The sequence below is a fragment of the Pseudomonas sp. NFPP07 genome (genome assembly GCF_900115645.1).
Classification (GTDB): domain Bacteria; phylum Pseudomonadota; class Gammaproteobacteria; order Pseudomonadales; family Pseudomonadaceae; genus Aquipseudomonas; species Aquipseudomonas chlororaphis.
The window spans coordinates 573,446-586,816 of sequence record NZ_FOXG01000003.1; the positions used below are offsets into that span (position 1 = coordinate 573,446).

Sequence of the window (13,371 nt, forward strand, 5' to 3'; positions counted from 1 at the left end):
AGACATAAGGAGTAGGCGGCATGAGTCAGGATTGGGATGCCGGTCGGCTGGACAGCGACCTTGATGGCGTAGCTTTCGACACCCTGGCCGTGCGCGCCGGCCAACACCGTACCCCGGAAGGGGAGCACGGCGATCCGATGTTCTTCACCTCCAGCTACGTGTTCCGCACGGCCGCCGATGCGGCCGCGCGGTTCGCTGGCGAGGTGCCGGGCAATGTCTATTCCCGCTACACCAACCCGACCGTGCGGGCGTTCGAAGAGCGCATCGCCGCCCTGGAAGGCGCCGAGCAGGCGGTGGCCACGGCCACTGGCATGGCGGCGATTCTCTCGGTGGTCATGAGTTTGTGCGGCGCGGGCGACCATGTATTGGTTTCGCGCAGTGTGTTTGGCTCGACCATCAGCCTGTTCGAAAAGTATTTCAAGCGCTTCGGTATCGAGGTCGATTACGTGCCCCTGGCGGACCTGTCCGGTTGGGATGCGGCGATCAAGGCCAATACCAAGCTGCTGTTCGTTGAATCACCGTCCAACCCGCTCGCCGAACTGGTGGATATCGCCGCGTTGTCCGAAATCGCTCACGCCAAGGGCGCGATGCTGGTGGTCGACAACTGTTTCTGTACCCCGGCGTTGCAGCAGCCGCTGAAGCTGGGCGCGGACGTGGTGGTGCACTCGGCGACCAAGTTCATCGATGGCCAGGGGCGTTGCATGGGCGGTGTGGTGGCTGGCCGCAGCGAACAGATGAAAGAAGTGGTGGGTTTCCTGCGTACCGCGGGACCGACCCTGAGTCCGTTCAACGCCTGGATCTTCCTCAAGGGCCTCGAAACCCTCAACCTGCGGATGCGCGCCCATTGTGCCAATGCCCAGGCCCTGGCCGAATGGCTGGAGCAGCAGGACGGCATCGAGAAGGTGCACTACGCCGGTCTGCCAAGCCATCCGCAATACGAACTGGCCAAGCGTCAGCAACGTGGTTTCGGCGCGGTGGTGAGCTTTGAGGTCAAGGGCGGCAAGGACGGGGCCTGGCGTTTTATCGACGCCACTCGCCTGATTTCCATTACCGCCAACCTGGGCGATAGCAAGACCACCATCACTCATCCGAGCACCACCTCTCACGGCCGTCTGGCGCCGCAAGAGCGTGAAGCGGCGGGCATTCGTGACAGCCTGATTCGCATCGCTGTCGGCCTTGAGGATGTGGTGGACCTGCAAACCGACCTGGCGCGTGGGTTGGCAGCCTTGTGATCGAGTTGTCCGAACAGCAGAGCATTGCCAACGGCCGCGTCGCGCTGGTGACTGGCGCGGCACGCGGTATCGGCCTGGGCATCGCTGCCTGGCTGATCAGCGAAGGCTGGCAGGTGGTGCTGACCGATCTGGATCGGGTACGTGGCTCCCAGGTGGCCAAGGTCCTGGGTGACAGTGCCTGGTTCATTGGCATGGATGTGGCGGATGAAGCGCAGGTCGCCCTGGGTGTCGCCGAAGTGCTGGGGCAGTTCGGGCGCCTCGATGCGCTGGTGTGTAACGCAGCAGTCGCCGATCCGCGCAACATCACCCTGGAGAGCCTCGATCTGGCTTACTGGAATCGGGTGCTGGCGGTGAACCTCAGCGGTCCGATGCTCCTGGCCAAGCACTGTGCGCCGTATTTGCGTGCTCATGGCGGAGCCATCGTCAACCTGGCATCTACCCGTGCCCGGCAATCGGAACCGGACACTGAAGCCTATGCGGCGAGCAAGGGCGGTTTGCTGGCCTTGACTCATGCATTGGCCATGAGTCTGGGGCCGGAGATCCGGGTCAATGCGGTCAGCCCCGGCTGGATCGACGCTCGGGACCCGGCGGCGCGTCGGGCCGAGCCCCTGAGCGATGCCGATCATGCCCAGCATCCGGCGGGCAGGGTGGGGACGGTCGAAGATGTGGCGGCGATGGTGGCGTGGCTGTTGTCGAAGAACTCCGGTTTTGTCACTGGTCAGGAGTTCGTGGTCGACGGCGGTATGAGCAAAAAAATGATTTATCGCGACTAATGGCGTGTGGAGGGCGCAACGAGCACGGCTTGAGGTCGTCGGTGTTGTTGATTCCTTTTTCAGGCGTTGTCGTGATTTTGTCTTTTTCAGAAAAACTTCAAGCAGGGTATTGACTTAGCATCGGTATCTGCGTAAATTTCGCGGCCTCAACGAAGCAAAGGGTGATTAGCTCAGCCGGGAGAGCATCTGCCTTACAAGCAGAGGGTCGGCGGTTCGATCCCGTCATCACCCACCACTTCTTGAGTGTCTTTCGAAAGAAAGGCGGAGGCTTCCACGGAAGCATCCAACCGACGCGCAGCGGTAGTTCAGTCGGTTAGAATACCGGCCTGTCACGCCGGGGGTCGCGGGTTCGAGTCCCGTCCGCTGCGCCATATTTTCCAGATCAGGTATTCCTGCTCTGAGATTGAAAAGCCTCGAAGCCTCGAAGCCTCGAAGTCTTTCAGTCAGACGATTTAAACGGTTCACATGGGCGCAAGTCCAAGCGATACGCAGCGGTAGTTCAGTCGGTTAGAATACCGGCCTGTCACGCCGGGGGTCGCGGGTTCGAGTCCCGTCCGCTGCGCCATATCTACTTGAAGGAACACTGAACGCCTTCAAGTGACGAAGAAGCCGCAAGCTCTTCGGATCGATAGCAAAGACCCTGGTCGAAAGGCCGGGGTTTTTTGTTTTCGGGATCCGGCTTTTTCGATACTGCTCAGGCAGTCGATATTGCCTCTCTGCAAATAAAAAACCGCCTTATGGGCGGTTTTTTATTTGCAGAGAGGCAGGGTTATCAGAACCCCAGCTTGTCCCGCAGGCTGTAATACCAGGCGCCCATTGCGGTAAATGGGGTGCGCAACAGCTGGCCGCCAGGGAAGGGGTAGTGCGGCAGCTCGGCAAAGGCGTCAAAACGTTCTGCCTGGCCGCGCAGGGCCTCTGCCAGTACCTTGCCCGCCAGATGGGTGTAGGTGACGCCATGGCCGCTGCAGCCCTGGGAGTAGTAGATGTTGTCGCCCAGGCGTCCGACTTGCGGCAGACGCGACAGGGTCAGCAGGAAGTTGCCGGTCCAGGCGTAGTCGATCTTCACATCCTTGAGTTGCGGGAAGGCCTTGAGCATCTTCGGTCGGATGATGGCTTCGATATTTGCCGGGTCGCGAGCGCCGTAGACTACGCCGCCGCCAAAGATAAGGCGCTTGTCGGCGGAAAGACGGTAGTAATCCAGCAGATAGTTGCAGTCCTCGACGCAGTAGTCCTGGGGAAGCAGACTTTTTGCTAGCTCATCGCTCAATGGTTCAGTGGTGATGACCTGGGTGCCGCACGGCATTGACTTGGCGGCCAGCTCCGGCACCAGGTTGCCCAGGTAGGCGTTGCCCGCGACTATGACGAACTTGGCCCTGACCTTGCCTTGAGGGGTATGTATCACCGGATTGGCACCGCGTTCGATGCGTACCGCCGGGGACTGCTCGTAGATAACGCCACCCAGGGATTCCACGGCTGCCGCTTCACCCAGTGCCAGATTGAGTGGGTGGATATGCCCGCCGCTCATGTCGAGCATGCCGCCCTGGTACAGGTCACAAGCGACGACTTCGCGAATGCGGCGCTGATCCAGCAATTCCAGCTGGGTGTGGCCGTAGCGCTCCCACAGGCGCTTCTGCGACTCCAGGTGACCCATCTGCTTGCTGGTGATGGCGGCGAACACTCCGCCATCCTTCAGGTCGCACTGGATTTGATACTTGGCGACCCGCTCACGGATGATCCTGCCGCCTTCGAAGGCCATCTGGCCAAGCAGTTGAGCTTGCTTGGGGCCGACACTGCGTTCAATCACATCAATGTCGCGGCTATAGCTATTGACGATCTGTCCACCGTTGCGCCCGGAAGCGCCGAAGCCTACCTTGGCCGCTTCCAGGACGGTGACTTTAAAACCATTCTCAAGCAGGAACAGGGCACTGGAGAGGCCGGTGTAGCCGGCACCGATCACGCAGACATCGGTTTCCACATCATCTTGCAGCAGCGGCCGGGCTGGAGCAGCGTTGGCTGACGCCGCGTAATACGACTGTGGGTAAGGTGTGTTCGCCATCCTGCAACCTCTGTTTAATATTCTTGACGATTGCGTGGATCCTACCTGAGTTGAAAAACGCCTACCAGCCATCGAAAAATCTTCTTGGCAGGCTCAAAAAATAAAAATTCGCATATTCAGAGGGTTAGCTGCAAAAAAGGTGTTGACACCCCTCCGGAATTCCGTAGAATGCCGCCTCACAGCAGGCACGTAGCTCAGTTGGTTAGAGCACCACCTTGACATGGTGGGGGTCGTTGGTTCGAGTCCAATCGCGCCTACCAAACAAAATCCGCTCTGCTGGGCGGTCTAGAAGGGCCCACCGAAAGGTGGGCCCTTTTTTGTTGTCCGCGATTTGCAAAACCCCATCTCAACGTACTCGATCGTCTTGTCGCCGTGCCCCTCCTGGTAGTGCTTCGTCATCTTCTCGTCCGCATGCCCCAGAAGCGCCTGGCCTTCGGTTTGTAGTGAATCAGGTACGGCGATACCAGAGGGGATCGTAGGCATTCGCCGACCACTTCGCGCAGCGCGGTGCCCATGGTGATCTTCAGGTGAGCCGGTTTTTCATACCCAGGGTCTTTCCCGGCGACACAGTGAGCGTGTTTTTATCCATGTCCACAGTTGACTTGAGCCATGTGACGATATCTTCACGATGCTGAAGGCTAACCAATGCCAGGCGAATCACGCTCTTCAGCCACTGCGTCGTGGTCGCGGCGTTGATTATCGACTTCAGGCCGTCGAGCGTGTGCCGCTGTCGCTTCTTCTCCGCCTCCTTCTTTACCAGGGTCAACTCGGCGTTGTTTCGCTCGGCCAGGCCTTTGGCCACGGCGAAGGCGAAGATCTGCACCCACAGCCCGCTGTGTTTCGTGTAGGCGTTGTTACTGAGCTGGTCCAGATATTCGGCCATGGCCAGCCCGTCCATCCGCCCGATCAGTCGATCGCCGAGATCTTGCCGGTACCGTTCGAGCTTGAACTTGATTTCTTCACGGGGCGCGCCGTGTACCCCTTGTCCACCAGCCATTCGTCATGATGGAAGCGTTGCTACTGCCGATCTACAGCTGCCAGTGCGGATGCAGCCAGTGGCTGCCACCACCGCCACCGGCGGCCATGGTTCATGGAGTCCCGTGAGCCCGACTTGACCCGGAGCATTCTCAACGATTGTTAGAATCACCAACGATGGGGACCAAGGACTGATTGCTCTGGTGGCGTGTCAGGATTACGCAAAAAATTGAGACGATTGGATTAGGGCAAATCGTTAAAAATTGTCATAATACTACTGTATGGATATACATGTGCGGCCATGGAGGGCACCCACTTTTCTAGCATGAGATTGATAAATGGCAATTTATGTCGATACCCCATACATCTTTACCCCGAATCCTAATGCCGATAACGGACCTCAAATTCAGTCGATCTTGAAGGCTGGCTATCGTTGGTTGCAAATCAATGGCATTGAATGTCCAATCGGGACGACAGTGCTTTTGAACCGCGACGACAACTGGCCATATAGCGGCCAGATCATTGAGCCCGCGCCCGGGATCGATAAGGTCACGATCGATTGCAGTGGGGTTGGCCGAAACCCCGAGCTGCCATCAGATCCCAGCTACGCAGCGATTGATTATGAGGGCAACGTCCGGCCCGGCAGCTACCTGACTGCTACAGCCCACGTCAACACAACCCAGATTTTCGTTGCGGATACGACCCCTTACACGAACGGGTCATGGATTGTAATTTCGGATGCCTCCACTGACTTTGACACCTATCCGATGCCGCTGGATGGCCCGATGGAGGTCAGGCAGGTTATCTATGTCCTGGCTGATTCCTTGATCGTCAACCGGGTCATCAAGCGAGAGCACCCGGAAAACGCGATTGTCGCGCTGTGTGAACCGATCAAGAATGTGTACATCCGAAACCTGGAGTTCACCGGGGATTGCGCTGTCGGCCTACACATGCACTATGCCCAGCACTGTGTGATTGAGAACATAACTTCGACCGACTGGACTGGTCGCACTATGTTGCTGCTCGATAATGGCGGCGAGTACAACACTATTATCAACAGCTACTGCACTGGGACCGAGCCTGGTATTGAAGATGCCCAGAACACTTGGGGTGTTATGGTGGAAGGACAGGACTCAACTCGGATTGTCAACTCCGGCGGCGAAAGTTGCGGTGTTGGTCAGGGAATGAACTACTGTATTGATACTGTCTCTATTAATGCGATGGGACGCTTTAACACGGTAAACGTTGGTGTTTATACCGCGTCCATCCGTTCCGGCCTTCTTCGTCCGCAGGTCGCGTCACCAATCGTCTTGGACACGGTCATCACTGAAGACTGCGAAGACTGCTACATCGTTGAGCCAATTCCTTTCGAGTAAACCCAGGCATGCGAAAAGCCCGCTGAGCGGGCTTTTCATTATCAGCGTACTGCGATTGGCGCAATCGGTGGGCTGATCATCATGGCCAGTTTCTTTCCAAGGACGTGCGTTGGGTTCTCAACTGTTTTGTGAATAATCCAAGAGAGAATAATGGTAGCAACTATCTGTATAGCAAGAGCCAGTACAGCCCCAACACCTTGATCAATCATGATCCGCATCCCAACGATTCCAAAAGCTCCATGGCATGCGTACAAGGGGTAGCTGATGTTTGCAAGGAAGTCGAACACCGGCCCACCACTCCAGTCTCGAGCAAGCAGATAAAAGGCCGTGAACAGCGCGAATGCTGCAAAGTAAGAAACGATTACTTCGATCTGCCACCCTTCTGCAAAGCAGCTGTAGCCAAATACGCAGAGCATTCCCACGGTCAGTGCAAACAGTTTCTCCAGGCTTAAAAGTCCGCGATGATGGTAATTAAATGCAACACCAATCATCATAAAAAACACGTACTTAATTGGAAAGACTAGCGCCGCGACTACCCCTGTTTTATAGGTGTTGCTCGGATAAAAGTTGGCGGCAAGAACTGTTGCAATGCCTAGTGCGAAAAGTGGGAATAACTTCGCTTTGCTAATCATCGACCAGCACAGCAGCACAATAAGATAGAATTTAATCTCAACTTCAAGCGTCCAGACAACTCCGTCCAAAGGAACTGAGCTTCCAAACCAGTCACGGAATAATGACATCTGTATAATAACTTGTTTGGCTGTATAGGATGTGATGTATCCCATATATCTTGCTGCAATCTCAAGCGCTATCAAAGTTATTGTAAGACCAATAATATAGGTCGGCCAAATCCTGAATAGGCGACCGATAGCGAACTTGGTTTTTGCCAGTGTCTTCCCGCATAGGCTCGCGACCGATATCGGAATCACAAGTCCGCTGATTAGGAAGAACAAGGCTACGCCGAACGCCCCTACGTTCAAGCTGATCAGGGGGTTGAAAACACTAATCATCCATGCGGGGAATGGTGTTTCGGGCAGTGCCGGAAGCCCGCCGAATTCTCCTCGAATGTAATTGAACATGAGAATGTAATGCGCGATGACAACGCAGAGAGCGGCAATACCGCGCAAGGCGTTCGCAAATGCAATCCTTTGCATGAGGGAGTCCTTCAGTTTTTCAGTTGTGTATCTTCCTAGTGTTGGATTCTATACATAACAGAGGGTATAAGCTAAGGAGTTGGATCCAATTCGGATTTCGGCTAGAAAAAGTCAGATTTGTCTTGCGCGTTTCTCCTTTCGATCAGATGGACACCTTGGTTTCTCGAGTTGCCCAAGGCGCGCTCGACCTTAAGCCACTCGAATACCTCGGCAGGTTCACCCTAGTGGAGCACCAACTGCTCGGAGTGCTCCTGGGGCGTGGCCGGGTCAAACCACTCCTGGGCTAGGTCCGGCGCCAGCGCCACGGGTCGGCGGTCGTGAATGTCTACCATCCCGCCCTGGGCGTCGGCGGTGATGATCACGAATTCGTCGTGCTCGCCATGGCCTTTGTTGGCATCGGGGGAACTGGCCGATGGCGGCGCAGAGGATCGGCGAGCAATGTAGTAGGGCTGTTTCTTCGGCTCGCCTTGTCGACTCACTCAAATCATCCATCAATCGGGGCAGAGTGAGCGGCGGGGCTAGATCGCCCGTATGAGGGGGCTGTAGAAATCAGATGATGACTGCTAACTGCCGCTTGGACACGGGTGACAAGCTAAGTTTATGCGTGACATACGTCATGAGGCGGGCTACATCGCGGGTATGTGGTTTAGTCGACTCGGTGGTTTTACTGCGTCGCCACAGGCCAAACATGACGAGCTGTGAGCCCACTGGAAATGTCCGCAGCCAGAATACTGACTTCAAAATAATCTTGGCGATTTGGATCAGTGGTGCGGTTGTATTAATATTCGCAGTTCAGGTAAGTCGTGGTATAGGTGGCGCCGGCAGGTGGCGATCTATGGGATTTGACCGTTCCCACCAATGCTAATGGCATATCGTGTTGAGCGCCGGGTGCCAATTTTTCCCAGACTTCGTCATAACGCCCGGATTCAAAGAAAAAGTCTTTCCACCCTAAGGTGTGTTTGCCAAAGCGCAATTTCAGTTGCGTTGCCAGAAGTTCATCGTCATCGCAGGCCGCACGCAAGGCAAGCAAGTCGGTGGTGGTGCGCAGGTAGCTGTCGAGTTGCTGGCCTGTGGCACGAAGTCCTGTCGGGCGTTGTGATGAGTTGCCAGTGTCAGATGGTGGGGGCGGTGTAGCTGCGTTAACTGAGGCCCCTTTGCCTTTTAACCCCTGATGGAGAATCAGGAGGCGCAGTTCACGTTTACCATCGTCCAGCGTGTGCATAAAGTTACGGTCGGAGGCAGCAGCGAGGATCAGCTTCAGGCGCCTAGGTGCGTCGTAGCGACAGCCCAGAATATGCTCGGACCCTCGACTCAATCCGATATAGGCCGGCACGTGGATGGGTTCAACGCGATCCATGCGATTCTCCGTGTGCTGTTTTACAAATCGAACAGCGCTGCCGCAGTTGGGACTATCACAGAAAAGGGTAGGTATCGGCTGGTTGTTGTCATATTGCGTTTGCAGGCTGTCTACGGAATAGCGGCCCCCTAGCGCATCCACCGCAGATAACATCTTGATGCCTTTACTCATCCGCAGAAATTCCTTTTTTGGCGGTACGGAAACCCGCATCTTATCCGCAGATCATGACGACGCAACACTGTAATGAGTTTAACAACGCGACACGGGTCAATCTGATCGATCGGCAGAGCGCTGGAGGAGAGAGGACTCCTGTAGGAATATCCAACGTTAAGTTATTGATTCTTATAGGGGGATATCGCTTGTTTTATATTCTTATGAGTTGCTTTATTTTTCTTTAAAATCAATGTGTTGTAGTTATTCTTGTGGTCGCCTTGACATGGTGTGGGTCGTTGCTTCGAGTCCAATCGCACCTACCAAACAAAATCTGCTCTGCTGGGGTGTCAGCGCTGGGATCTATGAAGGATCTTTGAGGGATGGTTTTCTGTGTCTAGACGCAGAGTTATCTTTGATTCGACTTCAGCAGGACCAAGGCGGTTGGGCCTGCTGGGTAGTTCTAAATCGACTTGAAAATTTTATATCTGAGTAAATTTGGAGTTTATATTTTTGTAAATGAAGGGCGCATGGCTGTTATCGTTGCTCCAGAATCATATCCGATATCACCATTTTTAAAACCTGTGATTATGTTATTCATGGAAATGGCCTCCGTTTCCCTGCCGTAGCAATAGATTCCCCACTCACCATTTGGCGGGCAGTCGATGACAGAGTCTTTTATGATAACTTTTTGCGAATCTATGATTGCAATTGCAATAGGTGAATTGTTTTGGATTACTCTGCATGACTGAATTAATACTTGTGTTGATCCATCGATCTGTATCGAAGCATCATTTGAACCTTCGATGTCGCAATTGCTGATCATCAAGTTTTCAGCTTTTGCTAATATTCCTTGAGTTCCTGAATTTTTTATTCGTATGTTGGAGAGCGATAGACCGGTTATTTGGTTGTTGGCGGAGACGCTGCGAGCATTTATGGCTGGGCCATGACCCTTTTTCGTGGTTATGATAATATTTGAAATTACAGTATCTATGAGTGTTGTTTTGCTTTTGATTTCAATTGGTATGCTTATTGATATTGCACCGGTAACAGTTGCGTTGTAGTTGTTTATCGATAGTCCGTTTATGAAGTTTCCAGAGGAGTCATGTTCTATATCTGCATGAGATATTGCAGCCCCGGCGCTGCAGTTTGTAGCGGTGCACCCTGTTAATCCAGAAAATCTGGAGCTTTCGATGACAAAGGCAGTATCTGTGACACTATCTGCAATGCAGTTTGATGTCAGAATCTGTTCTCCTGAGATGAAAAAACCATCTGACTTTCTGGTGGGGTCAGGTCCACAGTTTATAGCGCTGCAATCGGATATTGTTGATCGGCTAGAGCGACCCGCAATAGCAAAGGCCACTCCTGAATAGTTTTTTGTATCACCGATCGTGTTTTTAACAGTGCAGTTGTGGATACTGCTGTCATTGCAGTTATATAGGACAATGCCGCAACTTCTACGGTTGTCTCCTAAAATATTGGCCCGGTTTTTTTGGTTAACATCTACAGTAAGTTCTGATATTTTGTAGCTGCTTGATCTATCGCTATAAATTGCATACTCAGCAGTGCTGTCCTTGTCCAGCGTTAGAGTAGTTCTTGATGCGCCGTTACCACGTAGGGTTATATTGTCTTTATTTAGGTGTACGGTCTTGGATATGAGGTAATTTCCATCTGGGAAATATAGAGTTCCTCCTGCTTTGTCGAGGGAGTTTAGAGCGCTATCAATGGATTCTGTATCATCTGTTATTCCGTTTCCAACTGCTCCGAACCATCTGACATTAATAAGATTTTTAGTCTGGAGTTGGCGATGCCATCGGCCAGTAGATGATAAGTTGCTTTTTATGACAAGAGCATCGTCAGCATTATCAGTTGACTGCGTATCCCAAAAAAAATGGCCACCACCTCCGTCGCCAGAAAGCGTATGGTCAATCACAAAAATCGACCGAGCTGGCGTCGGATCGAGAGTTTTAAGTGTGCCTATGTTTTTTGCGAAATTGGCATCTTTTAAGTTGTCATTTTTATAAGCAGTTGGTGTTGATCTAGCCGGGGATGACATGAGCAGAGCTGAAGTTGCAGCTAGAAGAGAAAGCAATTGTCTACGGTTTGTGGGGAGTGGTTCTTTATTTTTCTTGGAGTTCATTTTTTTTCCGAATGCATGGAGCTAGGTCAGGCATGGATTCATCATGCCATTACTTGCTAGTCTAGCTCGAATGTGTCCATGTTGGGAGAGGTGCTGATTTAGGCACATCGCTCCACTTGATAATGTGATAGAGATCAAGACGTTTGAGGCTCTGTGAGGTGTAATGATGGTAATTATCGTCTACGGAAACCATGGGGCGTTGGTTTGGCTTGCTGGTGGTGGTAGAGGCAGGGTTCATATGTCACAGCCGGAAGACGCTGCATAGCACTTAGCAAAACGAATGCCCGGGCCTGAGATGTATGCTCATTTCTGGGCAGGCCCGATGTTGGAAGCAGAATACTCTAGTGTAAGGAAAAAGATTAGTAATTTTAAGAATTGTCCTACATCCTAAGGCTGCCCCCGGCTGGTAAAAACCACGCTCTGGAAATCATGACGGAGCGAGACGTGCATAAGTCGGTATTTTGGATGTTACTGTATTCACCGCTATTTACATTCGTGCATGCCGCGCCTGGTAGCAGTTACTTCAATATCCCTGATTGGTCGGGTGACCAGGAGTCATGCCCTTCACCACGAGATATTAAGGGCGAGATAGGGGTTTTTAGCGCGCCAGCCAAGAGTGAGGGGGCTGAATGGGTCGGGGGGTTGACTGATGGTGCCATGGAAGCTGTTACCAACTTCGAGAAAAGCTATTTTGTATTGACTCACCAAGGTGTCGATAAAGTTGGCTTTATAAATAGCTGTATCTATGTAACCTCCGGTGGCCGATATTTGAATATGCATCTTGATCTCGGCGGTCATTACAAACAGGTCATGTGGATTGGAAGCTCGTTGTCATGGAAAGAGTCTCGAGACTTCTCTTCATCAACGATTCTGGAATGCACGGATACCTATAGAGATGCATGCAGTTTTTATTTGAAGTGAATGTCTCCGTCTGTATGGATGGGTTTTGTTCCAGGTTATGCCGTTGTCTTTTTGGCATCCTTAATGCTTATGCATTTCATGACATTTTTGTGACACTTTTAAGTCGGTTTTCGGTCTGTATGCACGTTCCCTGCGCAATACGGGCAGGATGTGGTCGGGTAGGGTGCAGCTATGAAGAGTAGAGCGACGGTAATTTGTGCGCACGGAGGGCAAATTCTTTTTGTCCGCAAGGATCGCGCAAAATGGTCTTTACCGGGCGGCAAGGTCGAGCCTGGGGAGTCTCCCGCTGCTGCCGCGGTACGTGAGTTGCGGGAAGAGACAGGGCTGGATGCCAGTGAGCCTCTTTACATCCTGGAGTTCGACGCCGGCAATGTACGGCATCATGTATTCGAGGTTGCCGTGGCCAATGCCGAGGATGCCCGGCCCTTGAATGAAATTGCGGCCATTGCTTGGCATGCCTATGGGGCTGCCCGTGAGCTGGATGCAACGGCTGCCACCAAGAGTATTGTGAGCTCGTTTTTACGCCGCCTTTAACCCAGGTGTTATCGATTCATGAAGAAGCCCGCCTTGCGCGGGTTTTTGTTTTTCCGGCCAGTGAGCGAAATGGTCTGCGAGTGGTTTTCTCGCAGCCGAGTGCCAATGGCTTGTCATGTGAGTGATACAGTCGCGTTTTTACGCGAGGTAGCGTGATGCGGGTGTTGATGGCGGTAATGGTCGTGGCGTTGCTGGCGGGGTGTGCCGGCTCGGCGATGAATGAGGCGCGTTCGAAGAGCCCCTACAAGGTGCTCTCGTCGGCCAAGGCGGAGCAAATCGTGGCGCAGTGTGTGCAGTTTGCCTGGCAGGACGAAGCTGTGTTCGGTGTGGATGCGTCGGCCTATCTGGAATCTGCCAAGGTGGGTGGATACACGGTCTATACCCGTTCGGCGGAGTCCTTTGCCGATATTCGGGGGCAGGCTTCGGGTACCACCGTCAATTATTACGCGGTCCAGGACAACTGGGTCGCCAAGCGTAGACTGGCCGCATTGGCGACTTGCCTGTAATTCCTTTTTGAACGCTATCCAGTAAACGGATCATGAACCCGGCTCTTGCCGGGTTTATGGTTTATTGAATATCTCCATTGTTTTTCCTGAAGGGTTGGTTGACAAGAGGCTAGTTGAATATTCATTTAGTTGCTTGTGTAAGTTATTTGCCTTTCTCCCTGTAGGTTTGCGCTGTAATTATTGGTTGATGTCCCGGC

Annotated in this window: 11 protein-coding genes, 4 tRNA genes and 1 pseudogene; 10 read left to right on the forward strand and 6 right to left on the reverse strand. The window is 53.1% G+C overall.

The genetic code is table 11. The features are described from left to right. Positions 1–20 precede the first annotated feature (20 nt). From BM019_RS10745 to BM019_RS10765, 5 genes are all read left to right on the forward strand, one after another. Positions 21–1,232, forward strand: coding sequence for an O-succinylhomoserine sulfhydrylase (locus BM019_RS10745; protein WP_092418221.1), 1,212 nt, complete (start codon positions 21–23; stop codon positions 1,230–1,232). Next, a complete protein-coding gene (locus tag BM019_RS10750) occupies positions 1,229–2,005 on the forward strand; it encodes an SDR family oxidoreductase (protein WP_007921969.1) in 777 nt (258 codons plus the stop codon). The genes BM019_RS10745 and BM019_RS10750 overlap by 4 nt, the downstream gene beginning before the upstream one ends. 159 nt (positions 2,006–2,164) lie before the next feature. After that, positions 2,165–2,240 (forward strand) — tRNA-Val (locus BM019_RS10755). A 59-nt stretch (positions 2,241–2,299) separates the two neighbouring features. Next, positions 2,300–2,376: transfer RNA gene (locus BM019_RS10760), tRNA-Asp, on the forward strand. 117 nt (positions 2,377–2,493) lie between these two features. After that, positions 2,494–2,570: transfer RNA gene (locus BM019_RS10765), tRNA-Asp, on the forward strand. Between the two features lie 207 nt (positions 2,571–2,777). Here the strand turns inward: BM019_RS10765 and BM019_RS10770 are convergent. Further along, entirely contained in the window at positions 2,778–4,061 is a 1,284-nt protein-coding gene (locus BM019_RS10770; protein ID WP_092418222.1) for an NAD(P)/FAD-dependent oxidoreductase, read from the reverse strand. Between the two features lie 183 nt (positions 4,062–4,244). On the opposite strand from BM019_RS10770, the gene BM019_RS10775 reads away from it, so the two are divergent. Then, positions 4,245–4,321 (forward strand) — tRNA-Val (locus BM019_RS10775). 263 nt (positions 4,322–4,584) lie between these two features. Here BM019_RS10775 and BM019_RS10780 read toward each other — a convergent pair. Next, complete coding sequence (locus BM019_RS10780; protein ID WP_239691058.1) at positions 4,585–5,058, reverse strand: hypothetical protein; 474 nt, start codon at positions 5,056–5,058, stop codon at positions 4,585–4,587. A 316-nt stretch (positions 5,059–5,374) separates the two neighbouring features. Here BM019_RS10780 and BM019_RS10785 point away from each other — a divergent pair, with 316 nt between their 5' ends. Beyond that, positions 5,375–6,412, forward strand: a complete 1,038-nt coding sequence (locus BM019_RS10785) for a hypothetical protein (protein ID WP_092418223.1) — start codon at positions 5,375–5,377, stop codon at positions 6,410–6,412. A gap of 41 nt (positions 6,413–6,453) precedes the next feature. Here BM019_RS10785 and BM019_RS10790 read toward each other — a convergent pair whose 3' ends face one another. The 4 genes and pseudogenes from BM019_RS10790 to BM019_RS10805 all read right to left on the reverse strand — a co-directional run bounded on the left by BM019_RS10790 (position 6,454) and on the right by BM019_RS10805 (position 11,213). Continuing rightward, positions 6,454–7,566, reverse strand: coding sequence for an acyltransferase family protein (locus BM019_RS10790; RefSeq protein ID WP_092418224.1), 1,113 nt, complete (start codon positions 7,564–7,566; stop codon positions 6,454–6,456). Positions 7,567–7,667: 101 nt separating this feature from the next. Continuing rightward, positions 7,668–8,096 (reverse strand): annotated as a pseudogene (locus BM019_RS10795) (SOS response-associated peptidase family protein); the annotation flags it as partial. A 248-nt stretch (positions 8,097–8,344) separates the two neighbouring features. Further along, positions 8,345–9,094: a hypothetical protein gene (locus BM019_RS10800; protein ID WP_204840175.1), complete on the reverse strand. Its 750-nt coding sequence runs from the start codon at positions 9,092–9,094 to the stop codon at positions 8,345–8,347. Positions 9,095–9,578: 484 nt separating this feature from the next. After that, on the reverse strand, positions 9,579–11,213 hold the full coding sequence (locus tag BM019_RS10805; RefSeq protein ID WP_092418225.1) for a glycosyl hydrolase family 28-related protein: 1,635 nt from the start codon (positions 11,211–11,213) through the stop codon (positions 9,579–9,581). Positions 11,214–11,657: 444 nt separating this feature from the next. Between BM019_RS10805 and BM019_RS10810 the strand changes: the two genes are divergently transcribed. The 3 genes from BM019_RS10810 (at position 11,658) to BM019_RS10820 (ending at position 13,174) form a co-directional block, all read left to right on the forward strand. Then, positions 11,658–12,134, forward strand: coding sequence for a DUF3757 domain-containing protein (locus BM019_RS10810; protein ID WP_175510614.1), 477 nt, complete (start codon positions 11,658–11,660; stop codon positions 12,132–12,134). A gap of 171 nt (positions 12,135–12,305) precedes the next feature. After that, complete coding sequence (locus BM019_RS10815) at positions 12,306–12,668, forward strand: NUDIX hydrolase (RefSeq protein WP_092418226.1); 363 nt, start codon at positions 12,306–12,308, stop codon at positions 12,666–12,668. Between the two features lie 155 nt (positions 12,669–12,823). Continuing rightward, positions 12,824–13,174: a hypothetical protein gene (locus BM019_RS10820; RefSeq protein WP_007920558.1), complete on the forward strand. Its 351-nt coding sequence runs from the start codon at positions 12,824–12,826 to the stop codon at positions 13,172–13,174. Positions 13,175–13,371: the final 197 nt, after the last annotated feature.